Annotated in this window: 19 protein-coding genes; 9 read left to right on the top strand and 10 right to left on the bottom strand. The window is 39.6% G+C overall.

Features of this window, described 5'->3' with window-relative positions:
- Window positions 1-20: 20 nt before the first annotated feature.
- The 3 genes from AC27IF_RS13690 to AC27IF_RS13680 form a co-directional block, all read right to left on the bottom strand.
- Window positions 21-557: a hypothetical protein gene (locus AC27IF_RS13690; RefSeq protein WP_487054896.1), complete on the bottom strand. Its 537-nt coding sequence runs from the start codon at window positions 555-557 to the stop codon at window positions 21-23.
- A 181-nt stretch (window positions 558-738) separates the two neighbouring features.
- Window positions 739-2,130: an MFS transporter gene (locus AC27IF_RS13685; protein WP_487054895.1), complete on the bottom strand. Its 1,392-nt coding sequence runs from the start codon at window positions 2,128-2,130 to the stop codon at window positions 739-741.
- A 91-nt stretch (window positions 2,131-2,221) separates the two neighbouring features.
- Complete coding sequence (locus AC27IF_RS13680) at window positions 2,222-3,598, bottom strand: SLC13 family permease (RefSeq protein ID WP_487054894.1); 1,377 nt, start codon at window positions 3,596-3,598, stop codon at window positions 2,222-2,224.
- A 144-nt stretch (window positions 3,599-3,742) separates the two neighbouring features.
- On the opposite strand from AC27IF_RS13680, the gene uvrA reads away from it, so the two are divergent.
- From uvrA to AC27IF_RS13655, 5 genes are all read left to right on the top strand, one after another.
- Window positions 3,743-6,568 (top strand): excinuclease ABC subunit UvrA, encoded by a 2,826-nt coding sequence (gene uvrA, locus AC27IF_RS13675; protein ID WP_487054893.1) that lies wholly within the window; start codon window positions 3,743-3,745, stop codon window positions 6,566-6,568.
- 63 nt (window positions 6,569-6,631) lie between these two features.
- Complete coding sequence (locus tag AC27IF_RS13670) at window positions 6,632-7,174, top strand: GNAT family N-acetyltransferase (protein WP_487054892.1); 543 nt, start codon at window positions 6,632-6,634, stop codon at window positions 7,172-7,174.
- A 51-nt stretch (window positions 7,175-7,225) separates the two neighbouring features.
- Window positions 7,226-7,864, top strand: a complete 639-nt coding sequence (locus tag AC27IF_RS13665) for a fused MFS/spermidine synthase (RefSeq protein ID WP_487054891.1) — start codon at window positions 7,226-7,228, stop codon at window positions 7,862-7,864.
- Window positions 7,857-8,747, top strand: a complete 891-nt coding sequence (locus tag AC27IF_RS13660) for a spermidine synthase (RefSeq protein WP_487054890.1) — start codon at window positions 7,857-7,859, stop codon at window positions 8,745-8,747. Before AC27IF_RS13665 ends, AC27IF_RS13660 begins: the two co-directional genes overlap by 8 nt.
- A gap of 107 nt (window positions 8,748-8,854) precedes the next feature.
- Window positions 8,855-10,759, top strand: a complete 1,905-nt coding sequence (locus tag AC27IF_RS13655) for an AMP-binding protein (protein WP_487054889.1) — start codon at window positions 8,855-8,857, stop codon at window positions 10,757-10,759.
- Window positions 10,760-10,784: 25 nt separating this feature from the next.
- On the opposite strand, the gene rluF is transcribed toward AC27IF_RS13655, so the two are convergent.
- A complete protein-coding gene (rluF, locus tag AC27IF_RS13650) occupies window positions 10,785-11,639 on the bottom strand; it encodes a 23S rRNA pseudouridine(2604) synthase RluF (protein WP_487054888.1) in 855 nt (284 codons plus the stop codon).
- A gap of 78 nt (window positions 11,640-11,717) precedes the next feature.
- On the opposite strand from rluF, the gene AC27IF_RS13645 reads away from it, so the two are divergent.
- Complete coding sequence (locus AC27IF_RS13645; RefSeq protein ID WP_487054887.1) at window positions 11,718-12,422, top strand: glycerophosphodiester phosphodiesterase; 705 nt, start codon at window positions 11,718-11,720, stop codon at window positions 12,420-12,422.
- On the opposite strand, the gene AC27IF_RS13640 is transcribed toward AC27IF_RS13645, so the two are convergent.
- The 4 genes from AC27IF_RS13640 to hutI all read right to left on the bottom strand — a co-directional run bounded on the left by AC27IF_RS13640 (window position 12,399) and on the right by hutI (window position 18,166).
- The gene (locus AC27IF_RS13640) at window positions 12,399-13,673 is read right to left on the bottom strand and encodes a hypothetical protein (protein ID WP_487054886.1); all 1,275 of its coding nucleotides are present in this window, start codon (window positions 13,671-13,673) and stop codon (window positions 12,399-12,401) included. The two genes, AC27IF_RS13645 and AC27IF_RS13640, sit on opposite strands and share 24 nt — an antisense overlap.
- The gene (locus AC27IF_RS13635; RefSeq protein WP_487054885.1) at window positions 13,670-16,024 is read right to left on the bottom strand and encodes a bifunctional diguanylate cyclase/phosphodiesterase; all 2,355 of its coding nucleotides are present in this window, start codon (window positions 16,022-16,024) and stop codon (window positions 13,670-13,672) included. Before AC27IF_RS13635 ends, AC27IF_RS13640 begins: the two co-directional genes overlap by 4 nt.
- Window positions 16,025-16,047: 23 nt before the next feature.
- On the bottom strand, window positions 16,048-16,740 hold the full coding sequence (locus AC27IF_RS13630) for a cupredoxin domain-containing protein (RefSeq protein ID WP_487054884.1): 693 nt from the start codon (window positions 16,738-16,740) through the stop codon (window positions 16,048-16,050).
- Window positions 16,741-16,912: 172 nt separating this feature from the next.
- Window positions 16,913-18,166 (bottom strand): imidazolonepropionase, encoded by a 1,254-nt coding sequence (gene hutI / locus AC27IF_RS13625; RefSeq protein ID WP_487054883.1) that lies wholly within the window; start codon window positions 18,164-18,166, stop codon window positions 16,913-16,915.
- A 150-nt stretch (window positions 18,167-18,316) separates the two neighbouring features.
- Between hutI and hutC the strand changes: the two genes are divergently transcribed.
- From hutC to hutH, 3 genes are all read left to right on the top strand, one after another.
- A complete protein-coding gene (gene hutC / locus AC27IF_RS13620; RefSeq protein WP_487054882.1) occupies window positions 18,317-19,045 on the top strand; it encodes a histidine utilization transcriptional repressor HutC in 729 nt (242 codons plus the stop codon).
- A gap of 90 nt (window positions 19,046-19,135) precedes the next feature.
- The gene (hutU, locus tag AC27IF_RS13615; protein WP_487054881.1) at window positions 19,136-20,839 is read left to right on the top strand and encodes a urocanate hydratase; all 1,704 of its coding nucleotides are present in this window, start codon (window positions 19,136-19,138) and stop codon (window positions 20,837-20,839) included.
- A 2-nt stretch (window positions 20,840-20,841) separates the two neighbouring features.
- A complete protein-coding gene (hutH, locus tag AC27IF_RS13610; protein WP_487054880.1) occupies window positions 20,842-22,383 on the top strand; it encodes a histidine ammonia-lyase in 1,542 nt (513 codons plus the stop codon).
- A gap of 37 nt (window positions 22,384-22,420) precedes the next feature.
- Here hutH and AC27IF_RS13605 read toward each other — a convergent pair whose 3' ends face one another.
- Both AC27IF_RS13605 and AC27IF_RS13600 read right to left on the bottom strand, forming a co-directional pair.
- Entirely contained in the window at window positions 22,421-22,957 is a 537-nt protein-coding gene (locus AC27IF_RS13605; RefSeq protein ID WP_487054879.1) for a sigma-70 family RNA polymerase sigma factor, read from the bottom strand.
- A gap of 364 nt (window positions 22,958-23,321) precedes the next feature.
- On the bottom strand, window positions 23,322-24,290 hold the full coding sequence (locus AC27IF_RS13600; protein ID WP_487054878.1) for a tRNA-dihydrouridine synthase: 969 nt from the start codon (window positions 24,288-24,290) through the stop codon (window positions 23,322-23,324).
- Window positions 24,291-24,391: the final 101 nt, after the last annotated feature.

Below are 24,391 nucleotides of genomic sequence, written 5' to 3'. Positions count from 1 at the left end.
GCATGGTTATTGGCATAACGTTACTTATCAGCGATTGGTATCATGATGTGAGCATATGGCGTGTCCTTCCACATAACGTAAGGCTCACCAGTAGTTGGATCATCATTCATACCTTTTAACAATTCTTTCGGCACAATGAGCATTAAGTGTGGCCCGGTTTCAACATAATCAGGCGCACTTTTAGGATTAGGATGATAAGGGTCTGAATTACTCACTCCTGCCCCGATATCCCCTTTAAGCATATACGAGATACCAACTCCATCAGCTTTGAAAGGCTTTTTCCCTCCTACGGCTGTCATCATTTTCATCCACAAGGCGTCATTGCACATCGGGCTTTTATCGCCAGGTAGCGTTTCTGGCATACACACCCAGCCATTGCTTCCTTTAACGACTTTTTTACCCTTAATCATGATCGTGGCATTACTCGACACTCCCGAAGGGGCTGCGGCTTTAGCTCGGTCAATCATAGCGCTAGTAGGCTCAGCTAACGAGAAGGCCATTCCTGCGAGCAAGGTTGTTATTACGACAATAATTTTTTTAACTATATTAGTAAACATAAACTATTCCTCTTTACTGTTCTTAAGTTAGAACACCAAAAAAGTATAGCAAAGAATAAAAATACCAAGACATTATCGTACAAAAAACAAACAGAACGTTCAATTTACAAAGAGGAGAGAAGCGCTATATAAGCAAGAGAAGGAAGTTTCGTTTATAAATCTTGCTTATAGCGATAGTAGCTTAGCTTTGTAATATGGCTTTTACTTCGGGTAAGTTCACCGCTTTATCATCCACTTTTAAATACGCTACAACGGTACTTTTTTGTGAAGAATCAATAACATCATCATGCACTAAAGTGGCTTCAATAACACCCGGCATATTTATCAGCAATTCAGCGACTTCATCCGCTCTTTCATCACAATCAATATTGGTAGCAAAAGTGAAACTTTTCGATTTTTTCAGCTTTTGCATACCAAAAGTTAACCCTAGCCATATTAAACAAATAACAGCCATAGCTAAAAATATACTTTGCTCGCCATATTGGCTGGCAATATAACCACCAAGAATGCCGCCGACAAAAGCACCTAAAAATTGGCTGCTGGAATAAATCCCCATTACACTACCCTTTACACCTGCAGGGGCTATTCGGGATAGAATAGAAGGCATGGTCGCTTCTAAATAATTAAAGGCGGTAAAGAATAACACCACGGTAATCACTAAACTCCAAAACGAGCTAGGTAATATCCACAGTAAAAATAATGCCGCAGACAATAAAGCAACAGCAGCAGTAAACATACCTTTCTCTTGCTGCTTTTTAATAGCAAAAATCATAAAGGGAACCATTAAAAAGAATGACCCCAATAACGTCGGTAAATATATTTGCCAATGATCTTCAAGATTTAAACCACTAGCCACGAATTGCTTAGGTAAGGTTACAAAACAAGCGGTAAGTGCCATATGTAAAATAAACACTCCCCAATTTAATCTCGACAGTTGCGGGTGACGAATCAAGGTGGATAACTGCTCTGGTAGAGCAACACTATCACCACGTGGCGCTTTATTGACTGAATAAGGCACCATAAATTGAATCATTAACATTGCCAATATAGTTAACAAGCCGGTAAACCAGAATAGCCCGCTTAAACCAAAAGCATCGGCGACAATAGGGCCTAGAATCATAGCAAAGGTAAATGATAACCCGATAAACATACCAATAGTCGCCATTACTTTGGGTCGTTGCTCTTCGCGCGTTAAGTCGGCAGCTAAGGCTAAGATAGCACTGGCTATTGCTCCCATCCCTTGTAATGCTCGACCTATTACCACACCATAAATACTAGTAGAAAGTGCAGCAACGATACTACCCAATAAGAAAATCAGTAGCCCGGCTAAAATTACTGGCTTTCTGCCAAACTTGTCAGAAAGTATTCCCATAGGAATTTGTAATAATGCTTGTGTTAAACCATAAGCGCCAATAGCGATACCTAACCATAACGGGCTATAGCCACTCAGTTGCTCACCATAAATGGCAAACACAGGTAAAATCATAAATAGCCCCAGCATGCGCACACCAAAAACACTGGCTAACGAAAACGCGGCTTTTTTCTCAATACGGTTTAAACCTGAAACACTCATGAAAACACTTTTACCTAATAGAAAAATAAAGGGAAATTAAAAATCGCCCTAGTTTACCATGCTAATAAAACTTCCTGCTAGCAAGAGAACACTAAACAAGAAAAAAATAACACACCATCGCTATCATGGCTGAAATGATAAAGCTTAATATAGCCCCTTCTTTTACCATAGTTTTAATAGCGATCTCACCTGTACCATAGGCTATAGCATTAGGCGCTGTTGCTACTGGCAACATAAAAGCACAACTGGCAGCCATTGCAGCAGGTATCATTAATACAGAAGGATCTAAACCGGTAGATATTGCCGCTACCGCTAAAATAGGCATTAATAAAGTCGCGGTCGCTGTATTACTCGTTATTTCAGTAAGGTAAGTCACAAATAAGCAAATCGTTAACATCATCAAGATGGGCGGTAAACTTGATAATGACGTTAACCAATCTCCTAAAATCGTACTTAAACCTGAAGCCGAAAACCCTTTAGCAAGGGCGATACCACCAGCAAATAACAACAACATATCCCAAGGAATATTTTTCGCAGTTGGCCAATCAAGCAAGCGACTACCTTTGCCATTAGGGATCATGAACATTACAACAACAGCAAATAAAGCGACAGTACTATCACCCACGCCTTCTATGCCAATAACGCCACTCCAGCCGCCAAAGGGCCCACTTCGAGTGATCCAAGCAAACGCTGTTAAACCAAAAACAATCAAGGTACGCTTCTCTTCTATTCTCCAGCTCCCTAGAGTAGGTAGCACGATATCCTGTGTTAACTTTACCTTGCGCGTCAGCCAAAACGCCATAATAGGAATAGCAATGAGTACCGCTGGTACACCTATTTTCATCCAATCAACAAAGCCAAACTCTTGCCCGGTATGCTCTTCATAAATACCAGCAAAAATAACATTAGGCGGAGTACCAATTAGCGTTCCCAAGCCACCGACACTAGCGGCATAGGCGATACCAAGTATCAAAGCCACTTTAAGATTTTTATTATCGACATGGCTTAAAATAGCCAACGCCATAGGTAGCATGATTAACGTGGTAGCTGTATTTGAAATCCACATACTTAAAAATGCGCTAGCGAGCATAAAACCAAGCACTAAACGCCTGCCACTTGAAACACCAACTAGGCGAATCATATAAACGGCAAGCCGTTCATGAGCTCCACTTTTCTCCAGTGATTTAGAGAGCATAAATGCTCCCATCAATAACAGAATGACATGGCTTCCTAATGAGGCAGCCACCGCTTTATGATCTAAAATCCCAAATAAAGGTAGTAAAGCGAACGGCACTAATGAGGTTGCCGGAATAGGAATAGCTTCACTTACCCACCAGATCACAGTGAGCAAAGTAATTGCAGCTGCAATCGCGGGTTTATCCGCGACGGAATTAAAATGAAGAAAGTAATAAAATGCTAGAGCTAATATTGGCCCAAGCAAAAGAAAATGCGATCGGCTAAATTTCATTATTTTTATCGTTATTTTTAAAGCGAATGACAAGTTAGTGAAAGTATCATTATTATCCGAACTAAGCCACTCAATCAATTCCCTTGTTTATATCGATATGTCATAATATTCGGCTTGTTATTTTATAAGGATCAGTGGATAAAAATGAGAAATATTGAAGTCAGAGGCGCGCGTACCCATAACCTTAAAAATATCAGTTTAGAGATCCCTCGCGATAAATTAGTTGTTATCACCGGACTTTCTGGCTCAGGTAAGTCATCGCTGGCTTTTGATACCTTGTATGCCGAAGGACAACGTCGTTATGTTGAATCTTTATCAGCTTATGCTCGTCAATTTTTATCCTTAATGGAAAAACCTGATGTAGACCACATTGAAGGTTTATCACCGGCAATCTCTATTGAACAAAAATCAACGTCTCATAACCCCCGTTCAACGGTGGGAACAATCACTGAAATATATGATTATTTACGCTTGTTGTATGCGCGCGTCGGTGAGCCGAGATGCCCAACGCACAAACAGCCCCTTGCCGCTCAAACCGTATCGCAAATGGTAGATAAAGTCTTAGAGCTTGAAGAAGGCACTAAGGTGATGTTATTGGCACCCGTTTTACAAAATCGTAAGGGTGAGCATATTAAACTGCTAGATAATTTAGCAGCTCAAGGCTTTATTCGCGCCAGAATAGATGGTGAAGTATGTGACTTATCTGATCCACCAACACTAGAGTTACACAAAAAGCACACCATTGAAGTCGTCGTTGACCGTTTAAAAGTACGCGATGATATTCAATTACGTTTATCTGAATCCTTTGAAACAACTTTAGGGCTAACCGCCGGAACCGCCAAAGTTGCCTTTATGGATGAGCCAGATAGAGAAGAGTTATTGTTCTCAGCCAACTTCGCTTGTCCTCATTGTGGTTACAGCATGCAAGAATTGGAGCCGCGTTTATTCTCTTTCAACAATCCAGCAGGTGCCTGCCAAACTTGTGATGGCTTAGGTATAGAACAGTTTTTTGATAGTACGCGAATTATTGCTAATGAAGAATTAAGCCTAGCTGGCGGTGCTGTACGCGGCTGGGACAAGCGTAATTTTTATTATTTTCAAATGCTACAAGCATTGGCTGAGCACTATAAGTTTGCCGTCGATAAACCCTTTAAAGATCTAAGTAAAGAAGCACAAAAAGTTGTTCTTTATGGTAGTGGCGAGCAAGAAATTGAATTTAAATACATGAACGATCGCGGCGATGTTGTTCATAGAAAACACCCTTTTGAAGGCATTATTAATAATATGCAGCGCCGCTATAAAGAAACGGAATCAAATGCGGTACGTGACGAATTATCTAAATACTTAAACAGTCAGCATTGCCCGGATTGTAATGGCAGTCGCCTGCGCCTAGAAGCGCGTAATGTCTTCATTGATGATACGCCACTGCCTGTAGTGGCAGAATTTGCCATTGCCGATGCTTTAGATTTTTTTCAAGGCTTAAATTTAACCGGCCAGAAAGGCCAAGTTGCCGAAAAAATATTAAAAGAAATTAATGAACGTTTAGGTTTTTTAGTTAATGTTGGTTTGAATTATTTAAACTTATCACGTGGCGCTAATACCTTGTCAGGTGGTGAAGCACAACGTATTCGTTTAGCTAGTCAAATTGGTGCCGGATTAGTTGGTGTTATGTATGTCCTTGATGAGCCTTCGATCGGTTTACATCAAAGAGATAATGAACGCTTATTAAATACACTTATCCACTTACGTGATTTAGGCAACACTGTAATCGTAGTAGAGCACGATGAAGATGCCATTCGAGCTGCCGATTTTGTTATCGATATTGGCCCTGGTGCTGGGGTACATGGTGGTGAGATTATTGCCCAAGGCAAGGTTGACGATATATTAAAATGTAAGGACTCACTTACAGGAAAATACTTATCAGGCGCTGAAGAAATTGAAACACCTAAAAAACGTCACCCGTTTGATAAAAAGAATATTGTTGAACTCAAAGGCGCAAATGGCAATAACTTAAAAAATGTTGATTTAGTTATTCCTAACGGCTTAATGACCTGTATCACTGGTGTTTCTGGCTCTGGAAAATCAACACTGATTAATGACACCTTGTACAAACTTGCTCATATAGAGCTAAATGGCGCAACGGTAGATGAACCAGCTCCCCATAAATCTATCTCTGGCCTAGAACACCTAGACAAAGTTATCGATATTGATCAAAGCCCTATTGGAAGAACGCCACGTTCTAACCCAGCAACTTATACCGGTATATTCACCGCCATTCGTGATATTTTTGCCGCTACACAAGAGTCACGCTCTCGTGGTTATAAACCGGGACGCTTTAGCTTTAACGTCAAAGGTGGAAGATGTGAAGCGTGTCAGGGGGATGGTTTGATAAAAGTGGAAATGCACTTTTTACCTGATGTGTACGTACCTTGTGATGTGTGTAAATCAAAGCGTTACAATCGTGAAACCCTAGAAGTTTTATACAAGGGCAAAAACATCCATGAAACGTTAGACATGACCATTGAAGATGCGTTTGAATTTTTCAATGCCATTCCTGCCGTTAAACGTAAATTACAAACCTTACTTGATGTTGGCTTGGGCTATATTAAATTGGGTCAGTCGGCAACAACCCTCTCAGGTGGTGAAGCACAGCGAGTAAAACTATCTAAAGAATTATCTAAACGCGATACAGGTAAAACCCTCTATATTTTGGATGAGCCAACCACAGGTTTGCATTTTCATGATATAAAACAATTACTGCATGTTATCCACCGCCTACGCGATCACGGTAATACCATAGTTGTTATTGAGCATAATTTAGATGTTATTAAAACCGCTGACTGGATAATCGACTTAGGACCAGAAGGTGGCTCCGGTGGTGGTGAAATATTAGTAACCGGTACGCCAGAAGACGTTGCTCAGCATAAAGTTTCGCATACTGCGCGCTTTTTAAAACCGTTATTGAGCTAGAATTTAGCGACACTTTACACGAAAAATTTACTCGAAAAATCAACTCGAAAAGGAAGACAGTAAATGCTTATGATTCAAGACTCAGCTCGATTATCTTTTCGGTTGATGGACGCCAAAGATGCACAAGCACTTTGGCAGCTCGATCAAGATCCCGAGGTGATGCAATTTATCAATGGCGGCAAACCTAATAGTTTAGATACCATTAATACGGTATTCATTCCCCGTATGCTGACCTATATGAATGTTGATAAAGGTTGGGGAATTTGGCAAGTGTTAGACAAAAATAGTAATAAATATTTGGGTTGGGTGCTTGTTAGACCGATGGATTTTTTTTCTGACAACCCTAAGCTCAAGGATATTGAGCTAGGTTGGCGATTTTTTAAAAAATCATGGGGTAAAGGATATGCCACAGAAGCCGCCATCACTATTAAAAATGCGATTGCGAATCAAGCAGACGTGGAATACTTTTCCGCACTAGCCATTAAAGAGAACACTGGCTCTATCGGTGTAATGAAAAAAATTGGTATGCACTTTGTACGTCAATACCTACATCAAGATCCCATTGGTGACTTTGACGCAGTACACTACCAAATGTCAGTAAAATAGCTTATTCTGAACATCTGTTCTAAAACAACAAGAAATAAGTTACTGAAAAATATGAATAACACCTCAAAATACTCGAATCTATTTATTTACCTACTCGCCTTTACTAGTGGCTTTAGTATTATGGGCATAGAATTACTGGGGGGGAGAATATTAGCGCCATTTTTCGGTAGTTCGGTGCACATCTGGGGCAGCATAATAACCGTGTTTATGCTCAGCTTATCCCTGGGTTACTTATTAGGCGGTAAACTTTCCACCCGCTCACCATCACTAACTACCTACGGCATTATCTTTCTATGTGCCGCTATCACTTTATTACCCATAGCTTTATTTAGTCAGGGCATAATGGAAGCAATATTTTTATCGGTAGAAGACTCTCGTTATGGCTCTTTATTAGCGTCAATGGCATTATTTTTTATTCCAACAGTCATACTGGGTATGCTCTCTCCTTACTCAGTACGCCTATTAGTGACTAACTCAGATGAAAGTGGTCAGGTTGCCGGTAAATTATACTTTATATCGACATTAGGCAGTGCGCTAGGAACAATAGTCACGTCCTTTTATTTAATACTTTGGTTTGAAATTAACAACATTATCTTCACCTTTTGTGGCCTACTTGCCTGTTTAGGTTTACTGGCGATAGTAATCAATAAACTAAGCCATGCACGCCAAGCGGAGTTGAGTCATGTTTAAATATATATTTTTGCTGGTATTAATATTTTCGACAGCTATTGTTGAGGCTAGAATAGTTCACCAAGAGCGTTCACTTTATCGCAATATATTAGTGGAAGATAAGGGTGATTTACGTTGTCTTAAATTTAATGTTAAAAGCACTAAAACACAACAAAGCTGCTATTTAAAAAGCCAACCAAAAGAATTAGTTTTTAATTATACTAAATTAATGATGACCAGTTTATTGTTAAACCCTGAGCCTAAGCGTATTTTAATTATTGGTTTAGGTGGCGGTACCATGTCAAACACCTTAGCAGAGCTTTATCCAACAAGTCACATTGATAATGTAGAAATAGATCCAGCGGTAATAAAAGTAGCCCGTGAATACTTTGGTTTCATTGAAAGTGACCAAGTTAATACTTATACCCAAGATGGCCGGATCTTCATTAAGCGAGCACTGCTGAAAAAGCAAAGTTATGATTGGATTATTTTAGATGCTTTTAATGGTGACTATATTCCTGAGCATTTATTAACGAAAGAATTTTTACAAGAAACTAAAGCGTTACTTAGTGATGATGGCATTTTAAGTGCAAATACCTTCTCGTTAAGTGAGCTATATGCTCATGAGTCAGCAACTTATCAGGCGGTTTTTGGCGACTTTATCCAAGTTGTCAATAAAGTTAACTCTAACCGCATTATTATCGTTAATAAAAACGGTTTTACTGACATGCGTGTTAAGCCGGCATTAATAACTAAACTAGACAATGATTTAACGCCTTACAATGTGGATATCAAGCAGCTTTATCAAAATATGATATACACCAAAAACAATCAAGATTGGCCTGAAAAGACTCGTATATTGACAGATCAGTTCTCTCCTGCAAATTTACTGAATATTGAATAATGTCAGGGGATATTAATTAATGTTTAGGGGCTAGCCTAAAGTCTAATAGCAATAAGTTGTCGACATTTTATACTAATTTAATCCAATTATTATAAGAGAGACAGGTTATGACAATATTAGAACACCAGCAAAGTCCCACCGATTACGATGACTCATACTGGAAAAAGCAATCTAAACTGGTTGCTTGGTATAAAGAGCCACACTCTATATTGTCGACAAATAAGAACAACTGGCATGACTGGTTTGCCGATGGTGAGCTCAATACCTGCTATCTAGCGTTAGATCTCCATATTGAACAAGGACGTGGCGAGCAAATCGCTTTAATTTATGACTCGCCAGTCACCAATAAAAAGCAGACCTTTACTTACAGCCAACTCACCGAATTAGTGGCTAAGTTCGCCCATGTATTACAAAACCAAGGCATAGAAAAAGGCGATAGAGTTCTTATCTACATGCCAATGATCCCACACGCTGCCATAGCCATGCTAGCTTGCGCTCGCATAGGGGCTATTCATTCGGTGGTATTTGGCGGGTTTGCCGCAAAAGAATTAGCTATCCGTATTAACGATGCCCAGCCTAAAGTGATTGTTAGTGCCAGTTGCGGCATTGAAATTGACAAACTGATCCCTTATAAGCCGTTACTAGATCAAGCAATAACAGAGGCTGAACACAAACCCAACCATTGTATTATTTATCAACGAGAACAGTTAACGGCACAGTTAAATGACGACATAGATTTAGATTGGCAATCACTGATGCTATCAGCAAAAGCCATAGCTCCTATTTCGGTAAAAAGTACCGACCCCCTATATATTCTTTACACTTCAGGAACAACAGGAAAACCTAAAGGTGTGGTACGAGATAACGGAGGTCACGCTGTTGCTATGCTTTATAGCATGAAGCATGTATATGGAATGAAATCGGGTGATACGTTTTGGGCGGCATCAGATGTTGGCTGGGTTGTTGGGCACTCTTATATTGTTTATGCACCATTAATGGCTGGCTGTACCACCATTTTATTTGAAGGAAAGCCCATTAAAACTCCTGACGCAGGGGCTTTTTGGCGAGTGTGTGAAGAGTATCAAGTTAACGCATTATTCAGCGCTCCAACCGCATTTAGAGCCATTGCGAAAGAAGATCCAAACGGGGCATTATTGAATATTCATCAATTACCCCATTTAAAACGTTTATATTTAGCGGGTGAAAGATTAGACCCTGCAACTTATCATTGGCTACAAGACAAAACACAATTACCTGTTGTTGATCATTGGTGGCAAACCGAAACCGGTTGGGCGATTGCATCCACCCCTTTTACCGATGAAAATTGCACTCACTTAGCCCCGACCAAAGCCGGATCGGCAGGCATCCCTGTCCCGGGCTTTAATGTTCAAATCCTTGATGCTTTTGGCGAATCACTCCCTGCCAACCAACAAGGCACTGTTGCCATAAAATTACCAATGCCTCCGGGCTGCTTAGCCACTATCTATCACGATGAAGCCCGCTTTAAAGACAGCTATTTATCCACACATCCTGGTTATTATATCACCGGTGATGGTGGCTACATTGATGAAACAGGTTATTTATTTATTATGGGAAGAACCGATGATGTCATTAATGTTGCAGGTCATCGCCTCTCAACCGGCGAAATGGAGGAGGTATTATCTGGTCATAATGCTGTTGCAGAATGCGCTGTTATAGGTATTCACTGTTCGTTAAAAGGACAAGTGCCTTTTGGCTTGGTGGTAATTAAAAACGGTATTAGTGAAAGTGATGAATCACTTATTTCTGCCTTAAAAAATAAAGTACGTGCGGAAATAGGTGCTATCGCTTCTTTAAAAGATTTAATTATTGTTGAGCGTTTACCCAAAACGCGCTCTGGTAAGATTTTACGTAAAACCTTAAGACAAATGATTGATGGCCAAGATATAGATATTCCATCAACCATAGACGACCCACAAGTGCTCGATGAGCTATCATTAAGATTTATCGATGTAAAAGAGAGTATGGTTTAGCTGCGAGTGCTATCAACGAATAACGTTATTTCTTATTCGTTGATAGCTTACTTCTTCGCGGTGGGTTAGACGATTTAGTTGAAGGGTTATTAACATGAATAACCTTTTTGCTGTGATTGTTTTTTTTATGGCTAACCGTATTTTCTGGCGCAACCTTACTAGAGCCTGCAACAGCTTGATTAATCTCGGCCATTTCAGACGAGGTTAAGTCTCGCCATTGCCCTGGTTTTAATTGCCCTAATTCGACATTCATAATGCGTGAACGCTTGAGTTTTGTAACTTCGTAGTCTAGATATTCACACATGCGACGAATTTGGCGGTTAAGCCCTTGCGTTAAAATAATAGTAAATACGAAACGACTTTTTACTCGCACAATACAAGGCTTGGTAATAGTACCTAAAATAGGGACACCACGAGACATACGCTCAATAAAGCGTTCGCTAATGGGTTTATCGACGGTCACTATATATTCTTTATCATGAGCATTTTCAGCGCGCAAAATCTTATTAACAATATCTCCGTCACTGGTTAAAAAAATCAAACCTTCAGAAGGTTTATCTAAACGGCCGATGGGGAAAATCCGCTCTTTATGGCCGATAGCATCAATAATATTACCGCGAACATGTGCCTCAGACGTGCAAGTGATACCTACAGGTTTGTTATAGGCAATGTAAATACGATCAGATTTATTTTTGGCGCTAGCAGCAATTGCTTTACCATCAACTTTAACGATATCACCTGGCAATACTTTTGTTCCAAGCTCTGGCAACTTTCCATTGATGGTAACGCGCTTTTCTTCAATAAGTTTATCTGCGCCGCGACGAGAGCAAAAGCCAGACTCACTGATGTATTTATTTAAGCGTTTTGCATTATCAGACATGAAATTAGTTTAACTACTTTGAAGTTTTTAGCATTATACTCAAAACTATCATTAATGTATCAAACATCTGTAGTCTCTATGTTAATTTTTGCCCATCGTGGCGCCAGTGGCACTGAACCTGAAAACACCCTGCTCGCCTTTGAAGCGGCTTTATTGGCTAATGCTGACGGTATTGAAATAGATATCCATCAAGTGGAAGATAAACTCATGGTTATTCACGACAGATGGCTACACCGCACGACTTCCGGCAAAGGCCAAATACTTCAACACAGCTATGAACATTTACGTAGTTTAGATGCAGGTCTTGGCGAAAAAATTCCCACGTTAGATGAAGTGCTTAATTTAATTGCCGGCAAGTGCACGATTAATATTGAGCTAAAAGGTGTTGAAGATATTGATTTACTATTCAGTTACCTTGATGATGCTTTGAATAATACCGCACTGACAAATAATGAAGTGTTAATCTCTTCCTTTGATCACAGATTATTGTCTAAACTCCACCAGCAAAGACCTGATTTTAAAATAGGTGCTCTAACAGCTTGCTCACCACTAGAATATGCAAAGTTTGCAGCAAAGTTAGCTAGTTTTTCAGTGCATATTGATGTTGATTTTATTACTGAGGCATTTGTGCAAGATGCCCATCATCGTGGCTTAAAAGTCTATGTATATACCGTTGATGAAATTGAAGATATTAATACCATGAAAGCACTTGGTGTTGACGGGATTTTTACCAACTTCCCGAGTCGAGCTAAACTGCATTTAAAAGAAATATCGGCCAGCTAATTGCCATTGTTTTTCAATTAAGTCCACAGGGTCGTGTGCATAATATCGTGCAGGTCTATGGCTATCAATATAATTAAACTCGGCGGATAAGAACCAATGTTTAGTTAATCGATAACTGTGATTGAAGGTAAAAGCTTGACCATCTTCAGTGTTGTTATCTCCCCAAGTGTTGTCATTATCGGTAACAGAAAAATCTTCTACTCGCATTGTGGTTTTATGCTGTTTATTACCAAGTAACGATTGCCAGTTATAGGTTAATGCCACAAAGCCACTAGCATAATCATTATTGACAACATCTTCACGAAGATGCGATTGCATTAAAGTATCACCAGATAAATATTGTCCAATTAGTGAAAGGTTTTGACTAAAACGCCAGCTTGCGCCCAAGTGATAGAACCTTGTATGCCAACCATACTGGCCATTTTTTACTTTATATGGGGTCGCATTATTATCATAATAACCCACAGAGATTTCACCTTTACCATGTAACTCCCATTCTCCGCGAACGTGATATCCGAGCTGGTTATCCAATTCTAAAAAGGGCTCTGATTTACCCGCTTGTCCAGCAAGTGCTCCACCCTCGCCAAGCGCAGGAAACCAAGGGAACGCGCGTGCTTCGCCCCACAATGTTTGTCGACTACTCATGGTCCAGCCATGCCAAGAAAGCAGTGCTCCAGCGGGGTCATTATTAACAAATGCACTAGCAGAAAAAGACAGATCAAAAGCGTTATCATTCATTCGGCCTAACCGTGTTACTTTAAATTCAGACCCTAGAACACGGATCTCTTCCCCAATCCAAGTATTTAAAGTAGAAGAATTTAAAGTGTTTTTACTGGCCCACGCAAAGGCATTATTTTCGAGAGAGATTTCAGGGTAAAATATGCCCCCTTTAACTTGTAAGCGATAGCCATTTTCACTAGGTAACGTTTTATATTTGATAAAGCCTTCTGTTAAACCAATCGCGCTGTCTTCATCATCAAGATAACCATTAAAAACAGCTTGAGCGCTTAAACCATTTTCCCAATGCGCGCTAAGCTCAGCTCCAGCTTGTGCTATCGAAAACTGTTGACCGTTACTTAAAGCAAACTTTCCTTGTCCACCTGCAATATAGCCTTTATCTACAGAGTCAGTACTACTGGCTCGAACATCCAATACTCCATGTACTTTATACTCAACTGCCTCACTGGTACTCATTGAAAAGATTAACGCTAAGCTCACTAAGCAGTAAAAAATCCATTGTCGATTTATCACACATTTTCCTCAGTATTTTCTCTGAATACTTTTGGGTTAATTTGTTCTAGTAACCAAGGAGTTAAGTCACTTTCTGGCTTTGGTCTACTAATAAAGTATCCTTGAGCTAACTCACAACCATGCTCTGTTAACCAATTTAATGAAAACTCATCTTCAATACCTTCTGCCACTACATGCAGACCCATATTATGAGCAAGTTCAATGGTTGAGCGAACAATAATTTGATCATCTTCATCTTGCTCTAATCGTTGAACGAAAGATTTATCAATTTTTAACTCGTGAACGGGTAACTGTTTCAATTGTGCCAACGAAGAATAACCCGTTCCGTAATCATCAATTGAAATTTTAATGCCGTGCTCCTTAAAAGCACTTAATAACTTAATCGCCGATTCAGGATCTTCAACAACGGAGCTCTCAGTTACTTCTAAGGTGACTTTTTCAGAAGGAACATTCGCACTTGCTAAGGATTGGCAAATGAACTGGTGAAAGTCAGATTCTTTTAAATTCTCAGCAGAAACATTCACTGCGATATTCAAATTTAAGCCCAATGTCTGCCAGGTATTAAATTGAGCTAACGCCGTAGAAAATACCCAGCGCGTTAATGCTTTTATTTGCCCGGTTTGTTCAGCAATATGTATAAAGTCATCAGGTGGAACCATACCTAAACTTGGGTGTTGCCAACGAACTAAGGCTTCTACATGAGTGACAACTTTAGTTTTTAAACAGAGTTTTGGTTGAAAGTGTAACTCCAACTCACCCGCAGGAATAGCCTGCTTTAAATCATTAATAAGGTTGAGACGATCAACCGTATTGACATCAAGTTCCGGCTGATAAATTTGCACCAACTTACCTGTTTCTCTTGTATTATGTAGCGCTGTATCAGCCATTTGTACTATTGTTTTAGCATCACTGGAGTGCTGAGGTGAAATTGCAATCCCCATCCGCACCTGTAACTGCAAGCTTATACCTTGGTAATTAAAAGTAGGCTCTAGCTCAGCCTGTATTTGGGCAACGGTATCATCTATGTCTAGGTTGTCAGCCAGTAAAACAAATTCGTCTGCGCCTAAATGCATTAATTTTTTGAAATTAGTAATATCACAAAGTTTAATTAATCGCCTTGCCAGCTCTTTAATAACTTCATCGCCAACATCATGTCCTAAGGTGTCATTAACATCTTTTAAGCGACTTAAATTCAAATGCAGTAACACAAAATTTTGTTGCTGCTGGATTAGGCTTTTTAATGTTTCGTTAAGGACATTTCGGTTAGGTAAATCGGTTAGCGGATCATGACTACCATAATGGGTTATCGCTTCTTCACGTTGCAATACCGCCGATTGCATTTGGTTAAATTCTTCAGCTAATTGGCCAATTTCATTCTTATCTTTTAAAGTGACTGTTTGTTGGTAATCACCGCTAGCGATAACTTTTGCTTGGGCCACTAAGCGTTTTATCGGTTTACTTATGGAGCCAGCAATTAAATAAGCACTGGTTAAGGAAACGAATAATGTTAGTACTGCTAGCATTAATAGTTTCCACCACTGTTCTTGTAAAAGCGCGACAAAGTTAGCACGTAAGCCATACATAATGACGCCAAACTCTTGTTCGTCGAATTCTGTAATTAATGAATGGGTGGCAATATATTGCTCAGGTATGATGCCTTGAATGACATTTTTAGCAAAAGTTAACTCCAGCTCTGGTTGAGTACTTTTACTCGATGTAGCAACTAAATGCCATTGGTTATCATACTTAGTAATAAAGTCGGTATTTAAATTGGTAATATTAGTAAATTCAGCCGCTAAACGTTGATCAATTTGAAAACCAAATGCTATCCAACCAATGGCCTTATTGCCAACAGAAACTGGTGACAAACTTAATTGATAAATAGCTTCATCAATGACATATAAGTGAGCAGACTGTCCCGATTCAAGCCAATCTGTAAAACGAAAGTTAGTACCACGTTCAGCACCCTGTTTTATTTTACTGCGAGTGCTATCGATAAAATACCGTTGTAATTGTCCCGTTATTTTCCCTTCTGCTGAAATAGCCATAGCCAAATCAGCATCAATACGCTTTCGATGATTATTGAGTGCCACCAACAAACTACGAGTGTCATCATTAAAGACTTCTTTTAAACCATAATCCTTAGCAGCTGTTTCAGCAAAGGCGGCAAGATAGTCTAATCGCCTATCAAATAATTCATTAAAAATGGTCTTCGCTGTCGTTAAGCGATTATTAATCTCTGCAGCTTCTTGATTTTGATTGGCACTATATAAGGTCCAAAAAGCTATCGCCTGTACTGTTAATAGCAACAAGACAAAAAGTAAGAATATTTTATTTTGTAGACTTTTCACTGATTAACTCTCTATAGGCCTAATTAGTAATCCGATAAGAAATCAAAATCATCATCATTTTCTTGTAAGGGAATATCTGCGATTTCTGCTGTTAATTCAACTGTAAATGTTGAATTTTCCACAATATTTTTTTCAATGGTATAGCGATTATCACTACTTTTCATTTGTGGATGCCACACCACAAGCCGATAGTTACCTTGCTTGCTAATAATAAAATTAGCTAGCCCTTGCTCGTTCGTTTTACCAAAGTACGGCGTATTCACCACTAATAAGTAACCACTCATCCAATCATGAATATTACACCCCATAGCCACTTCATTAGCTTGGTTAAATTGTGTTAAGGAGTTGGTTTGCCCTGCGCGGATTTTGAAAGAGAATTTATTATCGCTTCCTGCAGAATATATATGATGGGTAATATCATCTTGATTAACAAAGCTAACCATTCCATCTACTTGGCTAACACTTACATAGGGGCTAAAAGACTTCCCAAGTTGACCAATAACAACCTCTTTAGATGATTTTTCTAATATTTGTCCATCAAGAGGCTCGAGATAAACCACCATATCTTCTAATAACTCACCCTGCTTATTACTGACAATAACTTGCACGCAATTATCAGTTAGAGTGATTGAATGGCAATCTTCATTACTGTAGACCGTTGGCACAACAATCACAGTACACAGCCAGATTAAATATACAATTATCTTATTATTCAAAGGAGTACCCAAACATTAAACTTTTATTAATCCCATTAAGTGTATACCAAACTTCATTAAAAAGTATGGAGAGCCACTATATTTTTGTGATATTTAAACCACTAGAGATATAAGAACAAGATAAAGCCAATAGAATTTCAATACTGCTATAAATAATAACGACTTACTAATGTTAAAGCACTGGCTGGCCTTTTTTAAACAAGCCGTTTAGAGGATTTACCCCAAACTGATAACATAGCTCAGCCGGCTGGCTTATGTTCCAAAGGGCGATATCCGCATCAAACCCGACAGCAAGTTGACCTTTAGTATTTGATAATCCTAACGCTTTTGCAGCGTTACACGTAACACCGGCCAATGCCTCATTAGGCGTTAACCTAAAAAAGGTGCAAGCCATATTTAACATCAACTGTAATGAACAAAGTGGTGAAGAGCCGGGATTAGTATCACTGGCAATAGCCATGTCGACACCATGTTTGCGGAGCAAATCAATAGGTGGCAATTGGGTTTCACGTAAAAAGTAAAACGCACCAGGTAAAAGAACTGCGGTCATATTTGCCGCTTTCATCGCTTTTACCCCTTGCTCAGATAAAAACTCGACATGATCGCTTGATAAAGCCTGATAACTTGCCGCCAATTCTGTTCCACCCAAATCGGATAGTTGCTCAGCGTGTACCTTGATAGCTAAGCCATGTTGTTTAGCCGATTTAAAAACTTGTTCAGTATGGCTAAGATTAAAGCCAATATTTTCACAAAATACATCAACACAATCGGCAAGTTTTTGCTCTGCAATTGCTGGCATCATTTGTTCGCAAACTAATTTTATATAACCATCTGCATCGTCTTTATATTCTAGCGGTAAAGCATGAGCCCCTAAAAAAGTGCGCTTGATTGTCATAGGTAATTCTTGTGCTAATTGCCCTGCAACTTTCAGCATCTTTATTTCATTGTCAAAATCTAAACCATAGCCTGATTTAATCTCAACGGTTGTTACGCCCTCTTGATACAAGGATAACAATCTTGGCAGCGCACTAGCTAACAATTCTGTTTCTGTCGCAGTACGTGTTGCTGTAACCGTTGAAACAATTCCGCCGCCTGCTTCTGCTATTTCTTGATAGCTTTTACCTTGCAAACGCATTTCAAATTCATTGGCTCGATTACCACCATAAACAAGGTGAGTATGGCAATCAATTAAACCCGGCGTCAGCCATTTCTGCTCACCATCAATAACGGTAAGCTGCTGCTCATCATACTCAGGTAAGTCCGCTTGCTTACCTAACCAAACAATTTTACCGTTACTGATAGCAAGTGCAGCATCCAAAACTTCACCATAACTTTCACTGCCATGTGTCATGGTTGCTAAGTTAACGTTGATAAATAGCGTTTGCCAAAGTTCAGTTGAAACAGGCATTTGATTTTGAATAGCCATGGTAGAAAGCCGATTTAGAAGAGGTTTAGACAATAACTTTAGCCGAGAACAATAAAATTAGCAATAGTTGTATATACAACTATTGCATTTAAGGGTGACTTGTGAGATTGTATATACAACTTATACTATCAATAACCCTATTGGCATATCATGAGCGTAACTAAAATCAATTCTAATGAGAAAACCGCTAAATATATTGTTATTAAACAGCATATTTGCCAAAAAATTGAATCAGGTCAATGGCCCCAACATTATAAAGTACCTTCTGAAAATGAGCTAACTCAACAGTTTGATGTAAGTCGTATGACTGCTCGCCGAGCTCTACAAGAATTAACAGAGCAAGGTATTCTAGTTCGCTCTCAAGGCTCTGGTACTTTTGTTGCCACTTTTAAGTCTCAGTCTTCACTTTTAAAAATCCGTAATATCAGCGAGGAAATTCAAGAGCGAGGCCATAAACATCATGCTAAACAGCTCATGCTTAAATCAATTGCTGTAACCGAAGAAATCGCTATTTTACTCAATTTAAAAAATAATGAACACGTTTACTATTCACAAGTTTTACATTTTGAAAATGATCAAGCCATTCAATTAGAACAACGTTATGTCAATGCGTCATTAGTACCTGAATATTTATTACAAAACTTTACCGATATTACCCCTCATGAATATTTATCCGATGTCGCCCCATTAACTGAGGCAACTCATGAAATTGAAGCGGTATTAGCTGATGATGAAATCTGTCAATTACTCGATATAAAAAACAGCGAGCCTTGCTTACAAGTTAAAAGACGTACTTGGTCAAGCAAAGGTGTAGTGAGTGTCGCTATATTAACCGCACCAGGTAGTAAATATCGATTAGGTAATCATTTAATTTTTTAAGTCAGGCGTAGTTAATTAAATAAGTACGCCTTGATGAAATAATGCAAATAACAACTATAGTCTATTTATAGTTTTTACTGAGGAAATCACATGACCACAAATACAGACCCACGCCTTGATACTTCAAGAGTGATCCGCGCAGATCGCGGTAATAAAATAACCGCAAAAAGCTGGTTAACAGAAGCCGCGAAACGCATGCTGATGAATAATTTAGACGTGGAGGTTGCAGAGCATCCACAATCATTAGTCGTATATGGTGGCATTGGTCGTGCTGCACGTAATTGGCAATGTTATGACAAAATCATCGAAGTATTAAATCGCCTTGAAGACGATGAGACCTTAATGGTTCAGTCAGGTAAACCTGTCGGTGTTTTCAAAACTCATAGTGATGCCCCAAGAGTATTAATAGCCAATTCTAATTTGGTTCCTAATTGGGGAAACTGGGAACATTTTAATGAGCTAGATAAAAAAGGCCTGATGATGTATGGCCAAATGACCGCAGGATCTTGGATCTATATTGGCTCACAAGGCATAGTTCAAGGTACCTATGAAACCTTTGTTGCCATGGCAAAACAACACTTTGGCGGCAGTGCTAAAGGAAAATGGGTATTAACCGGTGGTTTAGGTGGCATGGGTGGCGCGCAGCCATTAGCTGCTACCATGGCTGGTTTTTCAGCCTTAGTGGTTGAATGTGATGAATCTCGTATCGATTTCAGGTTACAAACCCGTTACGTTGACAAAAAAGCTACCTCTCTAGATGAAGCATTAGCTATTATCAATGAAGCTACTGCTAATGGCGAAGCTGTTTCAGTAGGCTTATTAGGTAATGCTGCCGATGTATTTCCTGAATTAGTTAAACGTGGCATTACCCCCGATGTAGTTACCGATCAAACCTCAGCCCATGATCCTCTTAATGGTTACCTGCCACAAGGATGGAGCATGGAATATGCTGCTGACATGCGTCAAAAAGATGAAGCTGGCGTTGTTAAAGCCGCTAAACAGTCAATGGCCGTACAAGTACAAGCCATGCTTGATTTACAAACCGCTGGTGCTGCTACTACCGACTATGGTAATAACATTCGTCAAATGGCACTTGAAGAAGGCGTAAAAAATGCCTTTGATTTTCCTGGCTTTGTTCCTGCTTATGTACGCCCACTTTTCTGTGAAGGTATAGGTCCATTTCGATGGGTAGCTTTATCGGGTGATCCAGAAGATATTTATAAAACCGATGCCAAGGTTAAAGAGTTGATTCCTGACAATCCTCACCTGCATAACTGGTTAGATATGGCAAAAGAGCGTATTGCTTTTCAAGGTTTACCTTCAAGAATTTGCTGGGTAGGTTTAAAAGACAGAGCTCGTTTAGCGTTAGCTTTTAATGACATGGTAAAAAGTGGTGAGTTGTCAGCGCCAGTTGTTATCGGTCGCGATCATTTAGATTCTGGCTCAGTAGCCTCACCTAATCGTGAAACTGAAAGTATGTTAGATGGCTCAGATGCTGTCTCTGACTGGCCTTTACTTAATGCATTACTATCAACTTCTGGTGGTGCAACTTGGGTAAGTTTACATCACGGTGGTGGTGTTGGTATGGGCTTTAGCCAACATGCAGGTGTGGTTATCGTTGCTGATGGAACAGATGCAGCAGCGACTCGCCTTGGCAGAGTATTATGGAATGACCCAGCAACAGGTGTGATGCGTCATGCTGATGCGGGATATGATATTGCAATAAATTGTGCTCAAGAGCAGGAACTTGATCTTCCTATGATCGATGGCGTAAATGGTAAGAAAGGGGCTTAATAATGACAATTGATAAATTAAATATCATCCCAGGGCAACTCACTCTAGCAGAGCTAAGAGCAGTTAGTCGTTATGACGGAATTGAGTATTCGTTAGATGAAAATGCTTTTGATGACATCAATAAAAGCGCTGATGCTGTTCAACAAGTGATAAAAGATGACCGTGTCGTTTATGGTATCAACACTGGCTTTGGTTTACTGGCTAGTACTCGTATCAAAAATGATGAGCTAGAGCTATTACAGCGCTCAATTGTACTTTCTCATTCAGCAGGCTTTGGCGAATATATGGAAGATACGACAGTTCGTTTAATGATGGTGCTGAAAATCAACTCATTATCGCGTGGTTTTTCTGGTATTCGTCTACTGGTTATTCAAGCATTAATTACTTTACTCAATGCCCAAGTATATCCTTGCGTACCAAAAAAAGGCTCAGTGGGAGCCTCTGGTGATTTAGCGCCATTATCACATATGGTTTTACCTTTATTAGGTGAAGGGGAAATGTCATATCAAGATCAAATCATTCCTGCAGCTGAAGGTTTGAAGCTTGCCGGACTTGAGCCTATTACGTTGGCAGCTAAAGAAGGTCTAGCATTGCTCAATGGAACTCAAGCTTCAACAGCTTTTGCTTTAGAAGGTTTATTTCAAGCGGAAGACTTATACGCTGCTGGTACTACTATTGGCTCATTAACCGTAGAGGCAGCCAAAGGTAGCCGTGCTCCTTTTGATCATCGTGTTCACTTTGTCAGAGGCCAACAAGGTCAAATTGATGCTGCGAGTGCCTACCGTCATGTATTAACTGAAGATTCTGAAATTGCCCAGTCGCATGTTGATTGTGAAAAGGTTCAAGATCCCTATTCATTACGTTGTCAGCCACAAGTGATGGGCGCCTGCTTAACACAAATTCGTCAAGCCGCAGAAGTGTTACATGTTGAAGCTAATGGCGTGACTGATAACCCGTTAGTATTTGCCAATGAAGGTGATTTTATTTCTGCGGGTAATTTCCACGCGGAGCCAGTCGCCATGGCAGCAGATAACTTAGCGTTGGCAATTGCTGAAATTGGCTCCTTATCTGAGCGCAGAATGGCATTATTAATAGATGCTAGTTTAAGTAAGCTACCACCATTTTTAGTCGATAATGGCGGGGTGAATTCAGGCTTTATGATTGCACAAGTCACTTCTGCTGCACTTGCTTCAGAAAATAAAACCTTAGCGCACCCAGCTTCTGTTGATAGTTTACCTACTTCTGCGAATCAAGAAGACCATGTTTCTATGGCCGCTTTTGCAGGTCGTCGATTAGTGGATATGAGCGAAAACACTAATGGTGTATTAGCTGTTGAATACTTAGCGGCAGCGCAAGGTTTAGACTTTAGGGCACCACTTAAAGGCTCGCCAATGATAGAGCAAGCTAAAGCGATATTACGCGAAACTGTTGCTTTTTATGATAAAGACAGATACTTCGCTCCTGATATTGTTGAAGCTTCAGCAATAATTAATGATGGTGAATTAAATCAGTTTATGCCAAAAGCATTACTACCTAGCTTTTAATTGACCTATAAAAAAGGGAGTGACATCACTCCCTTTTTTATTTTTCACAACCACAGTGATTTTTACATTGGGCTTGTGCTCCAAACTCATTAAACTCAAAATCACAACAGCTTTGTAACTTCTTCTTAAGCTGCTCTCGTCCTCGAAGAATTCGTGATTTCACCGCACTTAAACTTAGCTGATTTTGTTCAGCAATCACTTGCTGTTTTTCTTCTTGTAATTCACTGCTCAAAAGGATCTCGTTGTATTGCTCTGGCAAATCAGCAATAAGAATTTTTAAACATCGGCTTAGTTGGCCTTGATCCTCTTGTGCTGGCTCTGCGGGTATATTTTCATCTAGTTGCTCACTTAAGGTAATTTGCTGTCTGCTACGATAATAATCAATAATAGTATTGCGGCAAATTTGATACAGCCAAGCCTGTAACTTACTTTCCTCAGTCAAGTTATCAAGCTTCTGGTGAACTTTAATAAACACTTCCTGCAAAATATCTTCAGCTATTTGGTGATCATTTACTTTAGTATAAATAAAAGCTAACAGCTGCTGATGAAATTGACGCCAAATAGTTTCAACCATATATCCTCCTTCTAAGGCTATATCAAATACATTGGTATTAAAGGTGATCGCTAGCGCGTAGTAATCACCTTTAGTTAACTAACAACCACAGTTACTTGTTGGTACACAAGTACACTGCTCATCATTACAGCATACACTCTGACACGAACATTGACAGTCATTATTGCAACACTGGCATTGACAGTTACAACTTTCGTTTTGAGTGGTTTCTTTTTCGTATTTAGTCATGGTTTATTACCTCATTTTATCAATTAAAAAGACTTTCAACTATAAAGACGAGGTAACGAGGAAAAGGATGCAAGTTTTTGAATATTTTTTTAACGATTTACAAAATGATCGCAAAAAAATAAGCTAGCGTAAATGTTTACAAGGTTGCAATGATTTCCTGTACGGTTTTCATGGTACGGATTTCTTGGAATAATGAGTCGGCTTCAACATATTGTAACTTCAAATATTTAAGCCATTGTTTAATTCGATTAGGGTAGTATTTACTTTTATCACCATAGGTTTCGCACTGAGTATAATTAAGCAATAAGGCTTGTACTTCATGCCAAGGCATAGCAGTAACACTAGCTTGGTGGTTAGGGTTAGAAATTAGCGTACCTTCTTGCTTAATAACATGCGCTAAATTAGGCAGCATTAACGCACCACGCCCCACCATGATGTCACTACAGGTAGAGACTTCTCGACACTTTTGAGCATCAGCTTGGTTAAAAATATCGCCATTAGCAATAACGGGAATAGTAATGTTTTGTTTTATCTTAGCTATCCACTGCCAATGTGCCGGAGGCCTATAACCTTCAACTTTAGTTCTAGCGTGTACGGTAAGCTCATTTGCACCTGCCGCTTCTATCGCTTGAGCATTTTCAATAGCAAGGCTTTTATCTTCGTAGCCTAAACGAATTTTAGCACTGACAATCGCATCTTCCGGCACGGCCTTTTTCACAGCACTAACAATTTGATAAAGGTCTTCAGGATCTTTTAATAATACCGCGCCGCCACGATTTTTATTGACCATTTTTGCAGGGCAACCAAAATTGATATCAATACCGTGGGAGCCAAGCTCTATTACTTTTGCGGCATTATCCGCCATGCAATGGGGGTGTTGTCCTAGTAATTGCACTCTTACAGGTGTTCCTGCTTGGGTAGTGCAGCCATAGGCATTGGCATTTTTTAACTCGGGACAGGCACGAAAGAAGGCTCTATCTGAAATGGTTTGCTCAACGACACGAACAAACTCAGTGACACATAAATCATAACCACCCACTTTGGTCAGCAAATCTCGCATCAGGTGATCTAGAACACCTTCCATCGGTGCCAATACAACACGCATAACTATCGACTCTTTGTTGATAGCTTACTAAACAACAACGATAGCAAGTAAAAAAATAATGTTGTTAACAACGCAATACAAAGGTGCACAGCTATGGTGAG

The organism is Colwellia sp. KS18-150 (assembly GCF_057551365.1).
The sequence above is the reverse complement of the archived record's forward strand: the minus strand, read 5'-3'. Positions and strand labels throughout refer to the sequence as shown.

What these genes read in the sequence shown, in the direction of transcription:
- AC27IF_RS13690 (WP_487054896.1), bottom strand. Translation starts at nt 557, where the DNA reads ATGTTTACTAATATAGTTAAAAAAATTATTGTCGTAATAACAACCTTG.
- AC27IF_RS13685 (WP_487054895.1), bottom strand. Translation starts at nt 2,130, where the DNA reads ATGAGTGTTTCAGGTTTAAACCGTATTGAGAAAAAAGCCGCGTTTTCG.
- AC27IF_RS13680 (WP_487054894.1), bottom strand. Translation starts at nt 3,598, where the DNA reads ATGAAATTTAGCCGATCGCATTTTCTTTTGCTTGGGCCAATATTAGCT.
- uvrA (WP_487054893.1), top strand. Translation starts at nt 3,743, where the DNA reads ATGAGAAATATTGAAGTCAGAGGCGCGCGTACCCATAACCTTAAAAAT.
- AC27IF_RS13670 (WP_487054892.1), top strand. Translation starts at nt 6,632, where the DNA reads ATGCTTATGATTCAAGACTCAGCTCGATTATCTTTTCGGTTGATGGAC.
- AC27IF_RS13665 (WP_487054891.1), top strand. Translation starts at nt 7,226, where the DNA reads ATGAATAACACCTCAAAATACTCGAATCTATTTATTTACCTACTCGCC.
- AC27IF_RS13660 (WP_487054890.1), top strand. Translation starts at nt 7,857, where the DNA reads ATGTTTAAATATATATTTTTGCTGGTATTAATATTTTCGACAGCTATT.
- AC27IF_RS13655 (WP_487054889.1), top strand. Translation starts at nt 8,855, where the DNA reads ATGACAATATTAGAACACCAGCAAAGTCCCACCGATTACGATGACTCA.
- rluF (WP_487054888.1), bottom strand. Translation starts at nt 11,639, where the DNA reads ATGTCTGATAATGCAAAACGCTTAAATAAATACATCAGTGAGTCTGGC.
- AC27IF_RS13645 (WP_487054887.1), top strand. Translation starts at nt 11,718, where the DNA reads ATGTTAATTTTTGCCCATCGTGGCGCCAGTGGCACTGAACCTGAAAAC.
- hutI (WP_487054883.1), bottom strand. Translation starts at nt 18,166, where the DNA reads ATGGCTATTCAAAATCAAATGCCTGTTTCAACTGAACTTTGGCAAACG.
- hutC (WP_487054882.1), top strand. Translation starts at nt 18,317, where the DNA reads ATGAGCGTAACTAAAATCAATTCTAATGAGAAAACCGCTAAATATATT.
- hutU (WP_487054881.1), top strand. Translation starts at nt 19,136, where the DNA reads ATGACCACAAATACAGACCCACGCCTTGATACTTCAAGAGTGATCCGC.
- hutH (WP_487054880.1), top strand. Translation starts at nt 20,842, where the DNA reads ATGACAATTGATAAATTAAATATCATCCCAGGGCAACTCACTCTAGCA.
- AC27IF_RS13605 (WP_487054879.1), bottom strand. Translation starts at nt 22,957, where the DNA reads ATGGTTGAAACTATTTGGCGTCAATTTCATCAGCAGCTGTTAGCTTTT.
- AC27IF_RS13600 (WP_487054878.1), bottom strand. Translation starts at nt 24,290, where the DNA reads ATGCGTGTTGTATTGGCACCGATGGAAGGTGTTCTAGATCACCTGATG.